Origin of the sequence: Streptococcus parasanguinis (genome assembly GCF_016648925.1) — a bacterium.
GTDB lineage: Bacteria > Bacillota > Bacilli > Lactobacillales > Streptococcaceae > Streptococcus.
Genome location: NZ_JACLQX010000002.1, coordinates 124,233 through 143,956, shown reverse-complemented (window position 1 = coordinate 143,956; position 19,724 = coordinate 124,233). Strand labels below are relative to the sequence as shown.

Sequence of the window (19,724 nt, the reverse complement as noted above, 5' to 3'; positions counted from 1 at the left end):
CTTTTACAGCCCTACTCAACTGTGCGGAGGTGGGACGACGAAATCGAATTCTAACGAATTACCGATTTCTGTCCCACCTCTCTTTTTGATCCTCAAAAAGTCATCATAAAACCAGTTGAAACAGTGGTCTCAACTGGTTGTTTTTTAATTTTCGTCATCTGGTGTGAGAATCATTGGAATAATGATAGGTTCACGTTCCGTGCTCTCGTATAAGAATGGGCGAAGGGCATTGACAATCGCACCATTGACGGTTTGGATATTGGCATCTTTGTTCTTCAAGGCGATACGAATAGCATTGAAGAGGATGCGTTGGCTTTCACGGATCAGATCTCCTGATTCACGCATGTAGATAAAACCACGGCTCAAGATGTCTGGTCCAGCCAGGATCATCTTCGATTTGAAGTCAACAGTCGCAACAGCAAGCACGACACCGTCTTCGGAAAGGTCTCTCCGGTCACGAAGGACAGCAGCCCCGATTTCACCGATGCGGTTTCCATCGACATAGATATCTTGAGCATTGAAGCTTCCTGCGATACGAGCAGAGTTGGCTGTAAGGGCAAGGACATCACCATTACTCATGATGAAGATATTGTCTTTTTCCACTCCGCAATCACGCGCAAGTCCTGCGTGGATCTTCTGCATCCGGTATTCACCATGGACAGGCATGAAGTATTTTGGTTTGATCAAGCGGAGCATAAGTTTTTGTTCTTGTTGCCCCCCGTGTCCAGAAGTATGGATATTGTTGATCTTCCCGTGGATGACATCGACACCCGCTTCGGAAATCGTATTGATCAATTTATTCACACTGGTTGTATTTCCAGGAATCGGACTAGAAGAGAAGATCACGGTATCTCCTGGTTGGAGTTGCACTTGGCGGTGCGTTCCGTTGGCAATCCGAGAGAGGGCTGCCATTGGCTCTCCTTGGCTTCCTGTACACATGATCAGAATCTCATTGGCCGCATAGTCTTTGATCTCATTTGGCTCGATAATGGTTCCAGCAGGGACCTTGATGTAGCCAAGCTCGATTCCATTGACGATGGCTTTTTCCATCGAGCGTCCAAAGACGACGATCTTACGACCGGTCTTAACAGCGGCCTCAGCAGCTTGTTGGAGACGGAAGATATTAGAGGCAAAGGAAGCAAAGATGATGCGTCCATGGATGCCTTCGATGATCTTCATGATGGATTGGCCAACCACTTTTTCAGAGTTAGTAAAGGTTGGGATTTCCGCGTTGGTTGAGTCTGAGAGCAGGCAGAGAACGCCTTCTTCCCCAAGGGCCGCCATACGATGGAGGTCAGCCGGTTCCCCAACAGGTGTAAAGTCAAATTTGAAGTCTCCGGTACAGACAATCTTTCCTTGAGGGGTGTGAATCACAATCCCTAAAGGTTCTGGAATCGAGTGAGTCGTACGGAAGAAGGTTGCTTTAAGATTTTTAAATTGAAGCTCAGTGTTTTGGTTGATTTCGTAAAGTTTGGCATCACGAAGAAGACCGTGCTCTTCTAATTTTCCACGGATCAAGGCAAGCGCCAAAGGTCCAGCGTAGATAGGGACATTGGCTTGCTTCAAAAGGAAAGGAATCCCACCGATGTGGTCTTCGTGTCCGTGGGTAATGAGGACCGCTTTGACGCGATCGATATTGTCAACGATATAAGAGTAATCTGGGATTACATAGTCGATCCCAAGGAGGTCATCTTCTGGAAATTTGATCCCGGCATCGACAATGATGATTTCATCTTGGTATTCGATCCCGTAGGTATTTTTTCCGATTTCTCCAAGTCCACCAATGGCAAATACACCAACTTCTTCAGGTTTTAAGGTATAAGCCATGGATTAGTACTCCGTTAGTTCAAAAGCACCTGACTCTTTCTCGTAAGCAAGGTGTTGCTCAGAAAGTGGTGTGATAAATTCAATGTTGAAATCTGTGTTTGCTTCAACCAATTGACGAGCTTGGATGCGTCCTTCGCGTTCATTTGGTGCATCAATATCGAGATAAAGTGCATGCGTGGTTTCACGACGAGGGTTGCGGTCTTTAGTTTCCTGATAAAAAACTTTGTAAATCATGAAGTAATTTTCCTTTCATTATTTCGGTCTATTTGTTAGCTACGGAGGAGTGCAATCACTAGAGTTTCCTACTCGCAACCAGTGGACCTGATTCGATACAATTAATTATCATTATATCATAAATTTGCCTGTAAGTAAAAGATAGACTGGAAAAGTCAGAGAGGCAAAGACCTATAATAGAGAAGCTTTTGAGCGGTTTTGGATAGGAAAATCCTGCGCTCTAGAGGAGAGTTTCGCTGGGATTTGAAGGGAATTTGTAGTATAATATAATCCAGTTCAAGAGGAGTAGGAAATGAAATTATTAGCATTTGATACCTCGAGTAAGGCTCTTTCTGTAGCGATTTTAGAAGATGAGACTCTACTTGCAGAAACAACATTAACCAGTAAAAAGAATCATAGTATTACCTTGATGCCGGTCATCGATTTTTTGATGCAACAGATCGACTTGACACCCAAGGACTTGGACCGCATCGTGGTGGCAGAAGGTCCTGGGAGTTACACTGGGCTGCGCATTGCAGTCGCAACCGCAAAGACATTGGCTCATACTTTAGGGATTGAATTGGTCGGGGTCTCAAGCCTCTTAGCTCTAGTGCCGGATGATCTAGAAGGTTTGGTAGTACCTGTCATGGATGCCCGTCGGAACAACGTCTATGCGGGTTTTTACCAAGAAGATCAGCTGGTCGCACCAGAAGGACATTTTCCATTTGAGGAAGTCCTAGAGCGTGCAGCAACAAGTGAGCAGGTCACCTTTGTCGGAGAGGTCACGGCTTTTAAGGATCAGATTGCCTCTAGCCTCCCAAGTGCTACTTGCTCTGAAACGCTGCCGGATGCAGTGAAAATCGGACGTCTCGGCCTCAAACAAGTACCTGCTAGCCTCCATGATTTTGTCCCCAATTATCTCAAACGGGTCGAAGCAGAGGAAAATTGGCTCAAAGACCACAAGGAAACAACGACCTCCTACATCAAGCGTCTATGATCAAAGTAGAAATCAAAAAGGGACGAATTCAGGATGCAGCCGCCATTCTTGCTGTGATGGAAGATGTCTATGGCCACAGCCCCTGGAAGTTGGAGCAGATTGAAGCCGATTTAGAGCAGGCATCAAGTACTTATTTCATAGCTCTGGATGAGGAGCGGCAAGTCCTTGGGTTTGTCGCCATTCAAGAGACTCTCTATGAAGCAGAGGTTTTGCAGATTGCGGTCAAGCCTGCCTTTCAGGGGCAAGGCCTAGCCCAGCAGTTACTCGCGCAGTTGCCGGACCAAAAAGAGATTTTCTTAGAAGTGCGCGTGTCCAATCAACCGGCCCAAGGCCTATACAAAAAAATGCATTTTGAAGAAATTGCACGGAGGAAAAACTACTATCACGATCCCATAGAGGATGCCGTGATCATGAAGAGGAACCCGAATGAAAGATAGATATATTTTGGCTTTTGAGACATCGTGTGATGAGACCAGCGTGGCTGTCTTGAAAAATGACGACCAACTTTTGTCCAATGTCATTGCCAGTCAAATCGAAAGTCACAAGCGTTTTGGTGGAGTGGTGCCTGAGGTAGCCTCCCGTCACCATGTGGAAGTCATCACCGCTTGTATTGAAGAAGCCCTAGAAGAAGCAAGGATCACAGAAGACGAGATCACCGCTGTAGCCGTTACTTACGGCCCAGGCCTAGTTGGGGCTCTTTTAGTCGGCTTGGCTGCAGCCAAGGCCTTTGCCTGGGCGCACGGCCTTCCTTTGATTCCTGTCAATCATATGGCGGGGCACCTGATGGCCGCTCAAAGCGTCGAGCCCTTAGAATTTCCGCTCTTAGCCTTGCTAGTGAGTGGAGGACATACCGAGTTGGTCTATGTCAGTGAAGCGGGTGATTATAAGATTGTTGGGGAAACACGTGATGATGCGGTTGGTGAGGCTTATGACAAGGTTGGGCGCGTGATGGGCTTGACCTATCCAGCAGGACGTGAGATTGATCAACTGGCCCACCAAGGATCTGATATCTACGATTTCCCTAGGGCCATGATCAAGGAAGACAATCTGGAATTCTCTTTTTCAGGGCTCAAATCAGCCTTTATCAATCTGCACCATAATGCGCAGCAAAAAGGAGAAAGTCTCTCCAATGCAGACCTTTCAGCGAGTTTCCAAGCAGCCGTCTTAGACATTCTCATGGCCAAGACCAAAAAAGCTTTGGAGAAATATCCAGTCAAGACTCTAGTCGTTGCTGGTGGGGTCGCAGCCAACCAAGGTCTCCGTGAACGCTTGGCTTCTGACATCACCGATGTTAAGGTCATCATTCCGCCTCTGCGCCTCTGCGGGGACAATGCAGGGATGATTGCCTATGCCAGTGTCAGTGAGTGGAACAAAGAAAACTTCGCAGGCTGGGACCTCAATGCCAAACCAAGCCTAGCCTTTGAAGGAATTGAATAAGAAAAAAGAGCCAATTGGATGTGCAAGGTCCAATGGCTTTTTTGCTGGGATCTCACCAACTAGTAGTGGATTTGCGAAGGGATTATAAAGCTTTCTCTTTCATTGGTCCTTTTTCAACCTTTTTTCTTGTGTTATAATAGAGGTCAATGATTCAGGAAGGAGTGAGAGTATGGAAAAAGATTTTTGGCAGGGGGTGAGGGACGCGCTGCCGACAGCTCTAGGCTATATCAGTATTGGCCTGGCTTGCGGTGTGGTGGCGTCTCCCTATCTTTCTCCTTTGGAGATGGCCTTGATGAGTGTCTTGGTCTATGCTGGGGCGGCTCAGTTTGCGATGATCTCTCTGATTGCGGCCCACTCTTCGATCTTGAATATGGCCTTGACCGTGTGTTTGATCAATCTCCGGAATATGTTGATGAGTCTGCATACGTCCTCTGATTTTAAGGATGCGAGTCTTGCTCATACCATTGGAATTGGAAGCCTCTTGACCGATGAGAGTTATGGGGTCTACTTGAGTGAGAAGTTAAAGACGGACACCATTACAGTTCCATGGATGCATGGGAACAATCTAGTAGGCTATGTGGCTTGGATCGGTGCGACGGTTATCGGAACAGCTCTAGGATCTCTGCTACCTGATCCAAAGGCTTTTGGGCTGGATTTTGCCTTAGTGGCTATGTTTATTGGGATTTTTGCAGCCCAGTTCCAAGGAATGCAACTGACAGAAAAGACCAAGACCATGCTCTTGGTGCTCTTAGCAGTAGCAGTGAGTTTCTTTCTCTTCCTCTTTTTTGTTTCGCAACCGCTTGCTGTGCTAGCTGCGACCTTGATTGGCTGTTTTGTGGGGGTGGTTTGTGATGCGCGTGAATAGTTCTATCTTCATGGCCATTCTGGCCTCAGCCCTCGTTACCTGGATTCCTCGGATCTTACCCTTCCTCTTAGTCAAATACAAGGGACTGCCGGCTCCTGTGACCCGCTTTCTCAAATACCTGCCCATTTCCATTATCTTTGCCTTGGTTTTATCAAGCTTAGTAGATGGGAAAATTGGAAGCCTCCCGCAGCTCCACTGGTTGGACCTCATAGTGACCATTCCCAGTCTCTTTGTAGCCTTTCGTTACAAAAACCTTATGGGAACCGTTTTGTTTGGAATTGTCTTGATCGCTCTATTACGATTGGTGATTTAAATGCAAAAAATATGTTACAAAAAAATTACAATTGTTACAAAAAAACTTGATTTTTGTAACAATTGGAGTATAATGGGAGTCAGAAAGATAAAGAGGTGATCGTATGAAAAAATCAATCTTCCGTTGGAGTGCTGCTGTTCTGGTGGCTACTTCACTTGGTCTAGCTCTCGGTGGTTGTGGTGCTAAGGATAAAAAGACAGCTTCCTCATCCGCAAAAGCATCTACCAGTAAGGTAGAGAAAAAAGCCAAAAGTAATAGCAAAAAGAGTGCAGCATCTTCTGCTCAGGCAAAAGATACAGCTAGCTCTTCAACTCAAACCAGTAGCGAGACAGGTACAAAAGACTCTGGTAAGACCGAGAATGCGTCTACTCCGACGCAAGCTACTGTCCCTGCAGAACTGGTGGGAACTTGGGTAGGATCTAGTCCACAAGCGGATGCGATTAAAATGACCGTCGATGCCAATGGGGATGTAACAACAGTGGTAAGTTTCAAAAATGATAGCGAACCGACTCGGACAGCGACCTATACGGCAAGAGCTGTCCGAGCAACTGGAAATATCTACTATTGGGATGTTGAAGGCTTTGATGGGGCTGATGCCTTGCTCCCTGGGATCACAGGCTTAGGTGGAGCAAACTTCCGATTTGAGCCTGGTTTTGTCTTAGAAGAAGGACACTATACACCGATTGTTTTCACAACGGATCTCAATACAGAATTTGACTATACTAAATACAATGATTTCCGCTTTTCATTAACCAAAGAACAATAAAAAGACGAACTCGATGGAAAATCGAGTTCGTTTTTTAGTAATGAGGGCTCCCTGCTACCCAACCAGTGCAGAGGGCGGATGTAATATTAAAACCGCCTGTATGGGCATTGATATCGAGGACTTCTCCTGCAAAGTGGAGTCCAGGGACGAGCTTACTTTCTAGGGTTTTCGGATTGATTTCTTTGAGGCTGACACCGCCCTTGGTCACAAAGGACTTGGCTAGAGACATCTTCCCGGTGACGGGGATAGGCAACTCTTTGATCTTTTGAATGAGCTCTTCTGTCTGAGGAGGAGTGAGTTGCTTGGCTTTTTCAGGGAATCCTTGCGCCAAGAAATCAGCTAACCGTTCAGGAAGTAGGGCTTTGAGGCTATTTTTAATGGCCTTTTCTCGATGCTCTTCTAGAAAGTCTTTTAACTCTTGGGAAGAAGTGATCGGAAGGAGGTCCAGAGATAAGATTTCCCCGCCTTTAACAAAGCTGGACATCCGAAGGGCTGCAGGGCCAGAAAGTCCAAAATGGGTAAAGAGAAGGTCGTGTGTGATGATGTGTTTGCCGTAGCTGAGGGTCACATCTGTCAGAGAGATCCCTTGGAGGGCCTTGTGTGGAAAATCTGTCAAAAGAGGGCTTTCTGCCGCTTCTAGATCTGTAATGCTATGTTTGAAGTGGCGGGCAATTTCGTGTCCGTAGCCAGTAGAGCCGGTAGAAGGGTAAGATTTTCCTCCAGTCGTAACGATCAGCTTATCAGCTGTCCAAGTGTTTTCAGATGATTTGACGATGAAGACGTCTTCTGGCTTGGTGACGGAGACCACTTCGCAGTTGGTGGCCATGCTAGCACCTAGCTCAAGGATCTTATTTTCTAAGGCTTGAATAATGGTGCGGGATTGATCACTAACAGGAAAGACCCGACCATGATCTTCGACCTTCAGTTTGACGCCATTATCGGTAAAAAATTGGATGATATCATGATTATCAAATTGGGAAAACACACTGTAAAGGAAACGGCCATTTCCAGGGATACCGGCCATCAAATCGTCTAAGGTCCCGTTATTCGTGACGTTACAGCGACCTCCTCCGGTACCAGCAAGTTTCTTACCGAGCCTTTTATTTTTTTCGATCAGTAGCGTAGGTTGGCCATAAGAGGCGCTAGCAATAGTAGCCATCATACCTGCTGGGCCACCACCAATGACAATGGTGTGAAAATGAGTCATGTCGTTCTTCCTTCTCTTGTTTTTTCATGATTTGCTTTGTCCATTATATCATTTTATGGACGGCTTCGGAAATGAAGGAATCAAAAAACAAGCATCTTTCGATGCTTGCTTTTGAATGATTCTTCGATCAACTTATTACATGATTCCAAGGAAGTAACGGATGAAGAAGAAGGCAAGGACAGCACCAACAAATGGAGCAGTACCTGGTACAAGAAGACCATATTGCCAGTCGTTGTTTACTTTATCTTTGATTGGCAAGATTTGGTAAGCGAAACGAGGTCCAAGGTCACGCGCTTGGTTCATCGCGAAACCTGTAGTACCACCAAGACCCATACCGATAGCCCAAACGATCAAACCAACAGTGAATGGAAGCATTGCTTCGTTGGCGTGTTCAGCAGCCATGATAGATGTCAAGAAGATAAATGTTGCGAACGCTTCGACGAAGTAGTTACGTGGAAGGTTACGGCAGTTAGGGTTAGTTGAGAAGATGTTACGGATAGCAACACCATCAATTTGACCTTCAGAAATCTTGAAGTGGTCTGCGTACATAAAGTAAGCAATGACTGCACCAAGGAAGGCACCTATCATTTCAGCGATTGCAATTGGGAAGAATTGAGCGATTGTCAATTTACCAAGAAGGACTTTCAACAAAGCCATAGCAGGGTTCATTGAAACGCCGCCAAAGACGAACAAGCAGACAGTGATACCGAATGCCCATGTAGTGATCGCGAATAAGTGTCCAGTTCCAGCATATTTTGTTTTCTTCAAAACGTCGTCACAGTGTACGCCAACCCCGAAGATAATCATCAAAGCTGTACTCATAACTTCTGCAAGTAATTGATGTGTCATGTTAATTAATGTCTCCTAAATTAATAAATGTATTTTTGTAATTGGTGATAAACTTCTTGAATCGGCAACTGCATCTCCGTAGCAATACGCTGACAGTCTTCGTATTCAAGTGTTTTTTTAGTGGTAGATCCGTACTGGTTAATTTTTACCGTAACGGGTCCAAATTCCGTATCGATTTGTTCAAATCGACGTTGCATGACCTTTCGGTCGACTTGTTGGTATCGAAAACCAATGGTACTGGTTTCTTTGAACAAGAGGGCTGAAAAATCTTCCAACTGACTTCCTTGAATCAAGAGAATCAATTCAAAGCCAGGGCGATTCTTTTTCATAACGACGCTACGATAGTAGACATCTAAAGCTCCAGCGTCCAGGAAACGGTGGATAATATAACCAAGTTGCTCTGGTGTTTGATCATCGATCGTAGTGGTGATCTCAATAATTTGATCTTCCGTGCGATGAACAACAGTGGTGCTGTGAGAGGTGTCTTCTTTCAATAGCGAACCGCGTAAAGCATTGAATTTTCCAGTCTCTCTTTTACCAAATCCATATCCCACACTTTCGATGGAAAGGTGAGAGGGGATTGGTTCAAAGATTGGTGACAATGCTTTAAGGAGGGCTAACCCTGTCGGAGTAATCAACTCCGTTTTAACTGTGAAGTCTTGAGTAATCGGAATAGTCGTTCCTTTTCTCAACTGCATCACAGCGGGAACCGGAACAGGCATTTCTCCATGGGCAACTGAAATGGTCCCACTTCCCTCAGTGAGAGGAGTAGAGTAAACTGTATCGATACCGAGCGATTCCACTAGGATGAAAAAGCTAACGATGTCGACAATGGAGTCAATTGCACCAATTTCATGGAAATGAATCTGTTCGACAGGCATGTTATGCACAGCTGCTTCGGCCTTTGCGATATCAAGAAAGACTTCAAGACTTTTTTCTTTCACAAAAGGACTCAACTGTGAAGCGGCAATCAAATCGTGGATATCCGCATAACTGCGAGCATCCGCGTGGGAATGGTGATGATGGTGTTCATGATCGTGATGATGTTCGTGATCATGATGGTGTTCGTGATCATGATGATGTTCGTTATCATGATGATGTTCATGATCATGATGATGTTCATGATCGTGATGGTGTTCGTGATCGTGATGATGTTCGTGATCGTGATCGTGATCGTGATCGTGATCAAAATCACCTTCAATCCCCGTATCTTTCTCCCCGTGGTGAAGGTGAACATCGAAATCAGTTCCCCAAATTGCGCTTTTTGCGACGCGATGAACGTGGAGGTGGAAACCATCCACTCCCAGTTTCTCGAGTTTTGTGTGAAGAAGGTCGACATCTGCCCCAAGGTCCACAAGAAGACCATTGAGCATATCGCCACTTATTCCAGAAAAAGGTTCTAAAAATAGACTGGTCATCAGTTTTCCTTTCGATTGTGGTTGAGTCGATTGATCATACATGCTGAATAAGCTGCACCAAATCCGTTATCAATGTTGACGACCGTTACACCAGAAGCGCAAGAGGTCAACATACTCATCAAGGTTGTTAGCCCTTGAAGGTTGCTTCCGTATCCAATGCTGGTCGGAACGGCAATAACGGGGACATCCACAAGGCCTCCTACGACACTGACAAGAGCTCCTTCCATACCGGCAATCACGATGATCACACTGGCTTTTTGGATCTCTTCTAAGCGATTGAAGAGGCGATGGATGCCGGCGACTCCCACATCATAGATTCGGCGAACCGAATGGCCAAAGGTTTCTGCAGTGACTGCAGCTTCTTCTGCAACAGGAACATCACTTGTCCCTGCTGTGACGACCGCAATGTAGTGTTCAGGATCGGCTTCTTCCTTTTTAGAGTTGAGAACGAAGCAGCGGGCTTCTGGATAATAGTGGCCAGTCGGAAAGCGCTGAGAAAGAGCCTCTCCCTTTTGGAGAGAGACTCTTGTTGTGAGGATCGGCAATTCTTTTTGTGAAAGAAATTGCAGGATTCCTTCCATTTGCTCAACTGTCTTTCCTTCGCCGTATACGACTTCAGGGAAGCCGTTGCGACGTTGCCGGTCAGTATCAATTGCTGCATACCCTAGTTCTTTAACCCCGTTGATTTGCTCCAGCGCATCCTCAACTGAGAGATGGCCTGCTTGCAAAGAACGGAGTGTCTGTTCTAGATTGGGTTGAAAATCCATGTTTGATTCTATTCAACAACGACAGAAAGTCCGTCGCGGATAACTGCTACTTTAGCATCTTTTCCTTCACGAGCAAAGGCTTTTTCAAGCGCTTCGTCAAATGAAGTTGCAAGTTCCATATGCATACCTGTGATCAATTCAGGATCTACAAGGTCAGATACAAAGATAACATGGTGGTGTACCAAAATACGTGCCAAGATTTGAGAAGTCCATTGGTCTGGGACAGTCTCTAAACGAGGTGTATTGATGGCTTGTTCCAAGAATTCTTTTGGATCTTCTACGTCAGCAAGGTTGCGATAGAAACCTTCTCCACCGTGACCATCTGCACATCCAGCCACCATGATGATTGTTCCGCCTTCTTTGTTAGAAGCTTCGGCTGCAGTCATCCCTTTAACAGCTTGGTAGATATTTTGGTCAAGTGGGAAACCACCGTTTGTTGAAATTGTGATGTCGCTTTCGATCTTAGACACATGTGCCAAGTCTGCAACGAAGTCACAACCAACTTTGTGGGCTTCAACCATGTCCCCAGCGAAAGATCCGATGATGTGTTTTTCGCCGTCCAATACAACGTTGACGATGAAGGCCAAGTTTGCAGTACGAGCAGCGTAAAGCATATCTTCGTGGATTGGGTTGTGGTCAAGGTTACCAGTACGTGCCTTATCAGAATTGATGAAGTCACCTGAGTGGTTCGCCATGATAGTTTTGTATGATGCGATACCTGGAAGGACTGATTTACGTCCACCTGAGAATCCAGCGAAGAAGTGAGATTCGATGAATCCTTCTGCTATCAACAAGTCAGCTTCAGCAGCGATTTTGTTGATGATACAGTCACCACCTGAAGGGAGTTGTCCAATTTTAACCATGTCATCGTCGTTTGTTGAAATGTGCATAACGATTTCTTCATTGTCAACGATTTCTTGGCCGTATTTATTGATCAATTCTTCACGAGTTGAAGGACGGTGGAAACCAGTAGCAACCAAGATACGCACGCGTGCATCAGGGTTAACTGAGCGAATACGACGCAAAATGATTGGAGTGATGATGTGAGAAGGAACGGGACGAGTGTGGTCAGAACTGATCAACACGATGTCTTTTTTGCCTTTAGCAAGTTCTTCCAAAGTAGGGCTGCCGATAGGGTTGTCCATTGAACGTTCAACAGTTTCTTCTTCAGACAGTGGGTTATGGAAGTTTTCCGCCTTAGACTCTAACAATCCTGCAAAGTTTTCATCTGGAATCTTTGCAACAATCGATTTTTTGTCGTACGGTAATTTAATTTCTACCATTATTTGCGATCTCCTTTATTAATACTGATACTTATAGTATAATTCTTTTTAAAAAGAGGTGTGCACCAATTGATGTCAACAAATGTTAACGTCGTTCGTTTTGAACAGGTGTATCATTAGTGTGACTTCAAGAAAGAGCAGATGGGGAGGAAAAACCGTCGTGAATTCAGAATTTTTAGTGAAATTTTTGGAAGAGAGGCGAACGCCGATCGTCAAGAAAAAATACCATAGTTACCTCTCCTATCGTGGGATCAAAGAGGATTACATCTACATCTTGAAAGAAGGTGTGGTCAAGACAAGTGTCATCATGCGTGATGGGCGTGAGTTTAACTTTTCCTATCTAAAAGCCATTGACATTGTCTCTTTGATTCGTGATGAGGTGTCCAACTATACAGACTCACCTTTCAATGTGCGAGTGGAGACAGAAGAAGCAAGTTTTTATCGTATTCCTCGGGTCAAGTTTTGGAATTTTGTCAAAGAGCATAAAGAGCTGCAGGACTATGTGAGGGACTATTATCGTAATAAACTGTCTGAAAGTATGGAGTCTCAGCAGTATATGATGATGAATGGTAAAAAAGGGGCGGTTTGTTTTCATTTGCAAAAACTAAGCAGTTTGTTTGGTGTGGAGCAAGAAGACGGCTTCTTGATTGATTTCAACATTACCAATGAAGATATTGCCGGTTTTTGTGGGATTTCGACGCGAAACAGTGTCAATCGCATTCTCAATGAATTAAAACGAGAAGGTGTTTTGGATATTCGACAGCAAAAGATCGTGATTTTGGATAATGAACGGATTGAAGAATTTATCGGAAGGGAGCTATTCTAAGATGGCAACAGAAGCACAAATCAGAAAAGAAAAAGAAGAAAAATTACAAGATATTTTAAGAAAAATCGGAAAGGTAGCCGTTACCTATTCAGGTGGGATTGACAGCTCTTATCTCTTGAAGGTGGCCTTGGATACCTTGGGACCTGACAATGTTATTGCGGCCGTCGTGAACTCTGAGATGTTTTCAAATGAAGAATTCGATCTAGCGCTCGACTTGGCCGATCAGCTAGGAGCACCTGTGCTTGGACTGGAAATGAGAGAATTGAGTGATCCACGGATTGCTGCCAATACGCCCAATATTTGGTATTACACCAAACAATTGATGTACCAAACTATTAAGGATTCAGTTACAGAACTGGGCTTTAAGCAATTGGTAGACGGCAATATTATGGATGATATCGACGATTTTCGCCCTGGTATCAAGGCTCGGGACGAAGCGGGTGTCCGCAGTGTCTTGCAAGAAGCCGGCCTCTATAAGACAGAAATTCGTCAATTGGCCAAGGAAAGAGGGGTCTCCAATTGGAATAAGGTGCCATCTTGTAGCGTTGCCTCACGCTTCCCATACGGAGTGAAAATCACTTCAGAAAATGTACAACGGGTTTTTGAAGGGGAAGAGTTCCTTGTAGGACTTGGCTTTGAGCAAGTCCGTGTGCGTGTGCATGGAGACTTGGCGCGCATCGAAGTGGAAGAAGACCATCTGCTTAAAGCCATCCAACTGCATGACAAGATCAATGACTACATGAAGAAAATCGGATTTACCTATGTAGCCTTGGATTTGGCTGGATATAAGTACGGCCGGATGAATGATGCATTGGATGAAAAAACAAAAGAAAAAATTATGGCAGGTTAAGCAATGAAGGAAGTGATAAGGTTCTGGTTCGAAGAGTTGAAGCCAGAGGATTGGTTCAAAAAATCAGAAGCACTGGATCAAGAAATGCGGGAGCGCTTTGAGGAACTTTATTGGAAGGCCAGTCGTGGGGAATTGTTTCACTGGCGGGCTACGGCAGAAGGGCGTTTAGCAGAGATTTTGCTCTTGGACCAAATTCCTCGCAATATTTTTCGAGGGACTGCCCAAGCTTTTGCGACAGATTCCCTGGCCTTGGTCTTGGCCCAAGAAGGCCTAACACAAGCTCAAGAATTACTAGTTGTACAAAGAGGCTTTTTCTACATGCCCTTTATGCATTCGGAATCTTTAACCATTCATGAAGAAGCTCTGCGCCTATTTGATCAACCGGGCTTAGAAAAGCGTTTGAAGTATGAGAAGATGCACATGGACATTCTTCAACAATTTGGGCGTTATCCACATCGGAATGCCATCTTAGGACGGCCTTCGACCAAGGAAGAAGAGGAGTATTTGAAAGAACATTCTGGCTTTTAAGGGAAGATGAGGCCCACAGATTTCAAAACTCTTTTCTCTCTTCATGAAATTGCCTGAAACAGCAGGCATGATGTCAGAGTTCCCTCACCTAGGCTTTTCCAAGCGTCTAAAAAATGGTATAATGAACTGTAAATTTCACAATTTGGAAGGAATGTTATTGCTATGATGAATATGCAAAATATGATGAAGCAAGCTCAAAAATTGCAAAAGCAAATGGAGCAAAGCCAAGCGGAGCTAGCTGCAACTCAATTTGTCGGAAAATCTGCTCAAGATTTGGTTGTCGCGACTCTTACAGGTGATAAGAAGGTCGTCTCCATTGATTTCAATGTTGCAGTGGTCGATCCTGAAGATACAGAAACTCTTTCTGATATGACGGTTCAAGCCATCAATGCTGCCATTGAAGAAATTGATGCTGCAACCAAGAAAAAACTCGGTGCTTTCGCAGGGAAATTACCATTTTAAGCAAAGAAAGTTTCATCAACTCAAAAGAGGCTGGGACAAAAGTCCTAGCCTCTTAATTGTTTTTGGATTGTCGAGCAAGACGCAGTGGTTGAGTAGGTGGGACGACGAAATCGAATTCTAACGAATGACCGATTTCTGTCCCACTCTCTCTTTTTATTCATCAAAAAATCCGGATAAGTCCAAGCCTCCAAAGGGGTTGATGGAGAAGTTCTCTTGCTCTTCAAGGAGGGTACGGCCTTGATCAAATTCGAGGAATTGTTGGTAGACAAGAGCTGTCATGCGGGCGTCTTCTAAGCTATCGTGTAATTTTCCTGCAACTCCTAGAAATGCTGCAACGGTGTGGAGTTGGAGATTTTTAATGCCATGAAGGTCAGATGGACGACGTTCGAAGGCTTCGTCAAAGACATCGACAGCGTATTGCTCTTCTAAATCCAAGCCATTTTCAAGTAGGATGGGAAGGTCGCTCTTTTTGGCATTGTATCCAATCAAGGGGCGGTCTCCAACGAAGGCCTTGAATTCGCCGAGGACCTGCTCTAGTTGAGGGGCGTTTTGGATCTTATCCTGAGTAATGCCGGTCAGGCCGTTAATAAAGCTTTTTAGAGGCTTATCGGTGTAAACGTAGGAGTCGTAGTGGTCGACTTCTTTACCGTCCGTGAAACGCACGGCAGATACCTGGATGATCTGATAGGCACCTTCGTATTGGTTAAATTCGAGATCGAAGGCGATATAATCTTCTAATGCTTTCATGGAAAATCTCCTGTGGTAGAAAAGAAAAGGGACTGGTAGGATCCAGCCCCAGATTATCGACGGAAAACGCGTGCCCAGAAACCTTTGCTTTCTTGCTCTTGCACTTTTTCATTGGCTTGTTCGAGTTCAAGTTTCAAGGTATCGCGGTCGTTCATTGCTTGTAAAGTCAATTGTTGTTGTTGGTCCAATTGCTTGTCTTTTTCAGCAATTTGAACGTCTTTCACGCGCAACTGTTCATCTTTCTTAGCGAGTTGCTCGTCTTTGGCCTTGAGTTGCTCGTAGAGACGGACGATTTCAGCATTTTTTTCATCCACCAAAATTTCCATCAATTCTCGTTGCTTCACATCATCGCTGACTGGCTCATCTTCAAAAATAGTTTTTTTGTAGATTTCTTCGAGCTTGATCAAGCCACTACGGGTTACAACGGTAACCCCTTTTTCGTTTTTTTGGGTATCTTCTGGAGCCAGCGCCTTGACACGGTTATTGACCGCCTGGCGGCTGACTCCTAAAATTTCAGCAATTTCGCTGACAGTTTTTTCAATCGCCATAACTTCCTCTAATATCTTTTTCTATGAAATACTCTATTAGATAGTAACATAAGTAGGCTAAGCTGTCAAATGAAGCAAAGAAAGGCTAAGCCTTGATACCACGATTAGTGGGCCTCTGTCATTTCAGGAAGATGGAGGCTTGATTGTGCTAAGTCAATGGTGAGTTGGTAATCGGTTTGATCACGCACAGTGATTTCAAAGTCCGTCGTGTAGAGGACCAAGCGAAGGGTTGCGCCTTTTTCGAGCTTGTAGATGGTTGGTTGGAGTTCAAAGTCAAATTCCATCCACTCGCCTGGCGTTACGGCCTCAACTTCTAAGAGGTCATGCCGGTTTTGGAGGTTGAGATAACCTTTAGAAATGACTCGTTGGCCCGCTTCCTTGAATGGCAACTCGGTCAAGTTGTCTAGCATATGGTAGCGACCGTTATCCAGCGTACGGACCGATAAGACTGCAGGATAGGGTTGGAGGTATTTCTTGCTTCCAAGCTCTAAGAGTTGGGCTGAGAGAAGGCCTTTATTGGTGCTGGAGTGAAGTCGCAGGTGAAGGCGAGCTTTCCCGTTGAGGTGCAGGTCTTCTTCGATTGGAAGATCGATCGTCACCTGTTGGGCCTTGTCTTGGTAAAGATCGCTTAAGAAGGTCGGATAAGCCTTGCCATAGCGCTCGTAATCTTTTGTCTCGTAGCGGTTTTGGATGACTTTTTCACCATCTCCGAGTAGGAAGGTCCGCTGACTTGTTTGATTGCCAAAATCATCCAAGGAAGTCCAACTTTGTTCTCCTGTATTGTCCTGCCAGATGACAGTAGGCAATTCATAGCTTGAATCGTAGCCTAGCAATTTTTTAGAGAGAAGGGCATTCATGCTCTCACGGAAGTCAATGGATTGCCAGTTGTTGAGGTAAACATGGGCACCATTGTGATAGAAGAGGTGTTTCTTGATGCTTGTTGGAAGAGCCTGGAACATATTAAAGACGTGAAGAGGTTTCACGTTCCAGTCTTGCGAACCATGAGTGAAGACCACCTCAGCCTTCACCTGATCAGCATGTAAGAGATAATTGCGGTCGTGCCAGAATTGATTGTAGTCTCCAGAAGCGCGGTCCAGCTCTTTTTTCACGATGTCTAGATCGGCTTGGTGGGCTGCATTATGGTGCAAATAGTCTCCACCTAGAAGGTTGCGCGAGTAGGTCAATTCGGCAAGGGAATCGAAATCTTCACCTGGATAGCCACCAGGACTTGTCACGAGGCCGTTTTCGCGGTAGTAGTTGTACCAAGAAGAGATCCCAGCCTCTGCAATGATGACTTCAAGACCGTCCACACCTGTGGTCGCAAGGCCGTTAGACATGGTTCCAAGGTAAGAGATCCCGGTGGTTGCGACCTTTCCATTAGACCAATCAGCTTTGACTTGGCGTTTGCGTGTGTGATCTGTAAAGGCCCGGCAACGGCCATTGAGCCAGTCGATAACGTTCTTGTAGGCTTCGATTTGTTGGTAATTTCCATTGGTCATCAAGCCTTGCGAATCTTTTGTCCCCACTCCAGATACGTAGAGATTAGCGTAGCCGCGTGGAAGGAGGTAGTCGTTGAGGGTATAGCTGGAATTGATATGGGTGAGAGTTTCTTCAGCTTCATCGACTAGCTCAGCTGAACCGACAGGATCCACCAATTCTAATTGAGGTACTTCTACTTGAATGGTATGAGGTTCTTTGACCTCGAGGTCGACATTCATATTGTAGAGGGCCTTGTCGCTGGCCTTATCGTTGGTCCCTTGGTGATAAGGACTTGCGGTCATAACAGCTGGAATCTTGCCTTCATAGCGAGGACGGATAATGCTGACCTTGACCAAGTCTGGCAGACCATCTTTGTCGGTATCGACCCGACTTTCCACATAGACGACCTCGCGGATGGCATCATGGCTCGTAAAGGTTGCGAGGCTCTTGCCGTTAAAATAGTGATACTGGTTATCTTCAGGAATCAAGCCATCGCTGACCAACTGATCGATGAGTAAATTTCCTTTTACTGTTCGAGTATTGAGAAGGTGATAGAGGTTTTCTACCAAGTTTCCATACTCAATCGGAAATTGGACTTCTTTCAAGAAGCTATCCGTATCTTCAAAATCAATAAAATAGCGGAAACCGAGTAATTGGAGGGCTACTGTGTAAAAAATGTTCGGAGACCATTCGCAGTCAGATTGGATATACGTTAAAAAGTCTGTTTTAGAATCCACCACTAGGTTAGAGAGGGGATAATCTGTATCTTTATAGGTGAAGTAAACCTTGCGGACAAACCATTCAAACAGTTCTTTTTCTGGGAGGTGGGTGGGAAGGTCAAACCCAATTTCTTTTAGTTCCTTAAGAATGTCTTTTTGGTCAACAGATAGATAGCTATATTGATTGTATTTCATAGACTGCTCCTTTTATCATTTTCTTTTTTCTTTACTTCTTATATTATACTTGATAAAATAGTATTTGTCTAAAGACCTTTCGTCTATAAGGAGAAGGAATATTGAAAAAAATATCTTTTGAACAAGTTGCAAGAAGACGGACCTTATTGTTTGGGGTTCTTGCCGTCATTTTTGGGATTCTCATTTTTCGAAACGGCGTTGGTTTCACCAAATTTTCCTTGGATCTATTAGCCATTTACTTTTTAGTTGATGGACTAGGAAGCTTTCTTCTTCGCTTTTTGTTACGTAGCAAGTCTATTTCCTATAGCCACTCTATTTGGTTTATTTTTCTTTCACTTGCGTTGATCTGGTTGAATCGACTGAGTAGTCTGCCCGTAAACTTAGTTGTGATTTGTTTAGGGGCATATCAGTTGGGGAGTGCCATTGTCTATGGGATCACATTTTGGCTTTATAAGGCCAATCGGGTAAAAGGAGGCTGGCTCTATTTATGGGATGCGCTTTTAAACGGTGGGCTTGGTCTAGCAACTGTCTTGGAACCTGGTTCAGATGGGCACTTCCAATTTATCCTCTTGGGGGCTTATCTGGTCTTGTTGGGGATTTCTAATATTCGAGATGGTATTTTATTTGACAAAGACCAACAAGGCCAAGAGTTAAAACGTCGCTTTCGTATTAGCCTACCGGTTATCTTTGCAGCCTTTATCCCTGCTAAGGAGTTAAAACGGTTTAACCAGTTTCTTCAAAAAGGGAGCTCGGCGGGACACACAGGCCCTTATCGATTGGTGAAAAAAGAAGAAGAGGCAAGGGAATTAGAAATTTTGGTTCATACTTCTGACAGCAACTTATTTGGAGCGATTGGGCATGTAGATATTTGTTATCAGGGGAAGGTCATTTCTTACGGAAGTTACGATCCCTTTTCAGAGCGTCTATTTGGGACGATTGGGGATGGCGTACTGTTTAAAGTGGATAAGGAACCATACATCGAACTATGTAAAAAAGAGAGTCAAAAGACGCTGTTTGGCTACAGCCTATCCCTTACCGAAGAAGAGAATCAGGCAGTAGAGAAGCGTCTAGCTGAAATTGATCAGTTGTTAGAACCTTGGGATCCACCTAGGAGGTTACTGGAAGACGGTCAGCCGACCTACGCTTACAAATTGAAATATGATTTAGGGGCTGAGCTATATAAATTTACTTCTTCGCGTTTTAAATCTTACTTTGTTCTGTCTACTAATTGCTGCCTGTTAGCAGATTCCATTGTGGGACAGGCAGGAACGGCTGTATTAGATGTGCGTGGAGTGATTGCACCAGGGACCTATCAGGATTACTTAGAATACGAATTTGAAGCTCCAAACGGGCGGGTCCATACACGAACAGTATACTAAAAAAAGAAAGACAGATTTTTATTTTTGAAAAATCTGTCTTTTTTGCACA

21 protein-coding genes are annotated in these 19,724 nt (G+C 44.7%); 11 read left to right on the top strand and 10 right to left on the bottom strand.

Features of this window, described 5'->3' with window-relative positions; genetic code table 11:
- Window positions 1–144 precede the first annotated feature (144 nt).
- Both rnjA and H7T97_RS01465 read right to left on the bottom strand, forming a co-directional pair.
- The gene (rnjA, locus tag H7T97_RS01470) at window positions 145–1,827 is read right to left on the bottom strand and encodes a ribonuclease J1 (RefSeq protein WP_003015245.1); all 1,683 of its coding nucleotides are present in this window, start codon (window positions 1,825–1,827) and stop codon (window positions 145–147) included.
- Window positions 1,828–1,830: 3 nt separating this feature from the next.
- Window positions 1,831–2,061: a DNA-directed RNA polymerase subunit epsilon gene (locus tag H7T97_RS01465; protein ID WP_003008866.1), complete on the bottom strand. Its 231-nt coding sequence runs from the start codon at window positions 2,059–2,061 to the stop codon at window positions 1,831–1,833.
- Window positions 2,062–2,353: 292 nt separating this feature from the next.
- On the opposite strand from H7T97_RS01465, the gene tsaB reads away from it, so the two are divergent.
- From tsaB to H7T97_RS01435, 6 genes are all read left to right on the top strand, one after another.
- On the top strand, window positions 2,354–3,037 hold the full coding sequence (gene tsaB, locus H7T97_RS01460) for a tRNA (adenosine(37)-N6)-threonylcarbamoyltransferase complex dimerization subunit type 1 TsaB (protein ID WP_201089091.1): 684 nt from the start codon (window positions 2,354–2,356) through the stop codon (window positions 3,035–3,037).
- Window positions 3,034–3,474 carry a ribosomal protein S18-alanine N-acetyltransferase gene (rimI, locus tag H7T97_RS01455; protein WP_201089101.1) on the top strand — a complete coding sequence of 147 codons (441 nt, stop codon included), beginning with the start codon at window positions 3,034–3,036 and terminating at the stop codon, window positions 3,472–3,474. Before tsaB ends, rimI begins: the two co-directional genes overlap by 4 nt.
- Window positions 3,464–4,474 carry a tRNA (adenosine(37)-N6)-threonylcarbamoyltransferase complex transferase subunit TsaD gene (tsaD, locus tag H7T97_RS01450; RefSeq protein WP_201089089.1) on the top strand — a complete coding sequence of 337 codons (1,011 nt, stop codon included), beginning with the start codon at window positions 3,464–3,466 and terminating at the stop codon, window positions 4,472–4,474. Before rimI ends, tsaD begins: the two co-directional genes overlap by 11 nt.
- A gap of 169 nt (window positions 4,475–4,643) precedes the next feature.
- Window positions 4,644–5,339: an AzlC family ABC transporter permease gene (locus H7T97_RS01445; RefSeq protein ID WP_201089087.1), complete on the top strand. Its 696-nt coding sequence runs from the start codon at window positions 4,644–4,646 to the stop codon at window positions 5,337–5,339.
- Window positions 5,326–5,652 (top strand): AzlD domain-containing protein, encoded by a 327-nt coding sequence (locus tag H7T97_RS01440; protein WP_260314038.1) that lies wholly within the window; start codon window positions 5,326–5,328, stop codon window positions 5,650–5,652. Before H7T97_RS01445 ends, H7T97_RS01440 begins: the two co-directional genes overlap by 14 nt.
- 103 nt (window positions 5,653–5,755) lie before the next feature.
- Window positions 5,756–6,418 (top strand): hypothetical protein, encoded by a 663-nt coding sequence (locus H7T97_RS01435; protein WP_201089084.1) that lies wholly within the window; start codon window positions 5,756–5,758, stop codon window positions 6,416–6,418.
- A 34-nt stretch (window positions 6,419–6,452) separates the two neighbouring features.
- Here H7T97_RS01435 and H7T97_RS01430 read toward each other — a convergent pair whose 3' ends face one another.
- The 5 genes from H7T97_RS01430 to larA all read right to left on the bottom strand — a co-directional run bounded on the left by H7T97_RS01430 (window position 6,453) and on the right by larA (window position 11,942).
- On the bottom strand, window positions 6,453–7,625 hold the full coding sequence (locus tag H7T97_RS01430) for a BaiN/RdsA family NAD(P)/FAD-dependent oxidoreductase (RefSeq protein WP_049523411.1): 1,173 nt from the start codon (window positions 7,623–7,625) through the stop codon (window positions 6,453–6,455).
- 135 nt (window positions 7,626–7,760) lie between these two features.
- Window positions 7,761–8,474: a D/L-lactic acid transporter LarD gene (larD, locus tag H7T97_RS01425; RefSeq protein WP_049489294.1), complete on the bottom strand. Its 714-nt coding sequence runs from the start codon at window positions 8,472–8,474 to the stop codon at window positions 7,761–7,763.
- Between the two features lie 20 nt (window positions 8,475–8,494).
- Window positions 8,495–9,892, bottom strand: coding sequence for a nickel pincer cofactor biosynthesis protein LarC (gene larC / locus H7T97_RS01420; RefSeq protein ID WP_201089082.1), 1,398 nt, complete (start codon window positions 9,890–9,892; stop codon window positions 8,495–8,497).
- Window positions 9,892–10,659: a nickel pincer cofactor biosynthesis protein LarB gene (gene larB / locus H7T97_RS01415; protein WP_049497124.1), complete on the bottom strand. Its 768-nt coding sequence runs from the start codon at window positions 10,657–10,659 to the stop codon at window positions 9,892–9,894. Before larB ends, larC begins: the two co-directional genes overlap by 1 nt.
- Window positions 10,660–10,667: 8 nt before the next feature.
- A complete protein-coding gene (gene larA / locus H7T97_RS01410) occupies window positions 10,668–11,942 on the bottom strand; it encodes a nickel-dependent lactate racemase (RefSeq protein ID WP_049507509.1) in 1,275 nt (424 codons plus the stop codon).
- Between the two features lie 160 nt (window positions 11,943–12,102).
- On the opposite strand from larA, the gene H7T97_RS01405 reads away from it, so the two are divergent.
- The 4 genes from H7T97_RS01405 (at window position 12,103) to H7T97_RS01390 (ending at window position 14,608) form a co-directional block, all read left to right on the top strand.
- Window positions 12,103–12,768, top strand: a complete 666-nt coding sequence (locus tag H7T97_RS01405) for a Crp/Fnr family transcriptional regulator (protein ID WP_021153951.1) — start codon at window positions 12,103–12,105, stop codon at window positions 12,766–12,768.
- 1 nt (window position 12,769) lies between these two features.
- A complete protein-coding gene (gene larE / locus H7T97_RS01400) occupies window positions 12,770–13,618 on the top strand; it encodes an ATP-dependent sacrificial sulfur transferase LarE (protein ID WP_023919180.1) in 849 nt (282 codons plus the stop codon).
- A 3-nt stretch (window positions 13,619–13,621) separates the two neighbouring features.
- On the top strand, window positions 13,622–14,146 hold the full coding sequence (locus tag H7T97_RS01395; RefSeq protein ID WP_201089080.1) for a DUF924 family protein: 525 nt from the start codon (window positions 13,622–13,624) through the stop codon (window positions 14,144–14,146).
- A gap of 132 nt (window positions 14,147–14,278) precedes the next feature.
- Window positions 14,279–14,608 (top strand): YbaB/EbfC family nucleoid-associated protein, encoded by a 330-nt coding sequence (locus H7T97_RS01390; protein WP_298615012.1) that lies wholly within the window; start codon window positions 14,279–14,281, stop codon window positions 14,606–14,608.
- Window positions 14,609–14,761: 153 nt separating this feature from the next.
- Here the strand turns inward: H7T97_RS01390 and H7T97_RS01385 are convergent, their stop codons facing one another.
- The 3 genes from H7T97_RS01385 to H7T97_RS01375 form a co-directional block, all read right to left on the bottom strand.
- On the bottom strand, window positions 14,762–15,355 hold the full coding sequence (locus tag H7T97_RS01385; RefSeq protein ID WP_201089078.1) for a 3'-5' exonuclease: 594 nt from the start codon (window positions 15,353–15,355) through the stop codon (window positions 14,762–14,764).
- A gap of 53 nt (window positions 15,356–15,408) precedes the next feature.
- Complete coding sequence (locus H7T97_RS01380; RefSeq protein WP_003008835.1) at window positions 15,409–15,903, bottom strand: DUF536 domain-containing protein; 495 nt, start codon at window positions 15,901–15,903, stop codon at window positions 15,409–15,411.
- A 104-nt stretch (window positions 15,904–16,007) separates the two neighbouring features.
- Window positions 16,008–18,296, bottom strand: a complete 2,289-nt coding sequence (locus tag H7T97_RS01375) for a Xaa-Pro dipeptidyl-peptidase (protein ID WP_201089076.1) — start codon at window positions 18,294–18,296, stop codon at window positions 16,008–16,010.
- Between the two features lie 101 nt (window positions 18,297–18,397).
- Here H7T97_RS01375 and H7T97_RS01370 point away from each other — a divergent pair, with 101 nt between their 5' ends.
- Complete coding sequence (locus H7T97_RS01370; protein WP_023919173.1) at window positions 18,398–19,675, top strand: HdeD family acid-resistance protein; 1,278 nt, start codon at window positions 18,398–18,400, stop codon at window positions 19,673–19,675.
- The last annotated feature ends 49 nt before the right edge of the window (window positions 19,676–19,724 follow it).

Bases quoted from the DNA above. Each gene is read 5' to 3' on its own strand.
- rnjA (WP_003015245.1), bottom strand. From the start codon at position 1,827: ATGGCTTATACCTTAAAACCTGAAGAAGTTGGTGTATTTGCCATTGGT.
- H7T97_RS01465 (WP_003008866.1), bottom strand. From the start codon at position 2,061: ATGATTTACAAAGTTTTTTATCAGGAAACTAAAGACCGCAACCCTCGT.
- tsaB (WP_201089091.1), top strand. From the start codon at position 2,354: ATGAAATTATTAGCATTTGATACCTCGAGTAAGGCTCTTTCTGTAGCG.
- rimI (WP_201089101.1), top strand. From the start codon at position 3,034: ATGATCAAAGTAGAAATCAAAAAGGGACGAATTCAGGATGCAGCCGCC.
- tsaD (WP_201089089.1), top strand. From the start codon at position 3,464: ATGAAAGATAGATATATTTTGGCTTTTGAGACATCGTGTGATGAGACC.
- H7T97_RS01445 (WP_201089087.1), top strand. From the start codon at position 4,644: ATGGAAAAAGATTTTTGGCAGGGGGTGAGGGACGCGCTGCCGACAGCT.
- H7T97_RS01440 (WP_260314038.1), top strand. From the start codon at position 5,326: ATGCGCGTGAATAGTTCTATCTTCATGGCCATTCTGGCCTCAGCCCTC.
- H7T97_RS01435 (WP_201089084.1), top strand. From the start codon at position 5,756: ATGAAAAAATCAATCTTCCGTTGGAGTGCTGCTGTTCTGGTGGCTACT.
- H7T97_RS01430 (WP_049523411.1), bottom strand. From the start codon at position 7,625: ATGACTCATTTTCACACCATTGTCATTGGTGGTGGCCCAGCAGGTATG.
- larD (WP_049489294.1), bottom strand. From the start codon at position 8,474: ATGACACATCAATTACTTGCAGAAGTTATGAGTACAGCTTTGATGATT.
- larC (WP_201089082.1), bottom strand. From the start codon at position 9,892: ATGACCAGTCTATTTTTAGAACCTTTTTCTGGAATAAGTGGCGATATG.
- larB (WP_049497124.1), bottom strand. From the start codon at position 10,659: ATGGATTTTCAACCCAATCTAGAACAGACACTCCGTTCTTTGCAAGCA.
- larA (WP_049507509.1), bottom strand. From the start codon at position 11,942: ATGGTAGAAATTAAATTACCGTACGACAAAAAATCGATTGTTGCAAAG.
- larE (WP_023919180.1), top strand. From the start codon at position 12,770: ATGGCAACAGAAGCACAAATCAGAAAAGAAAAAGAAGAAAAATTACAA.
- H7T97_RS01395 (WP_201089080.1), top strand. From the start codon at position 13,622: ATGAAGGAAGTGATAAGGTTCTGGTTCGAAGAGTTGAAGCCAGAGGAT.
- H7T97_RS01385 (WP_201089078.1), bottom strand. From the start codon at position 15,355: ATGAAAGCATTAGAAGATTATATCGCCTTCGATCTCGAATTTAACCAA.
- H7T97_RS01380 (WP_003008835.1), bottom strand. From the start codon at position 15,903: ATGGCGATTGAAAAAACTGTCAGCGAAATTGCTGAAATTTTAGGAGTC.
- H7T97_RS01375 (WP_201089076.1), bottom strand. From the start codon at position 18,296: ATGAAATACAATCAATATAGCTATCTATCTGTTGACCAAAAAGACATT.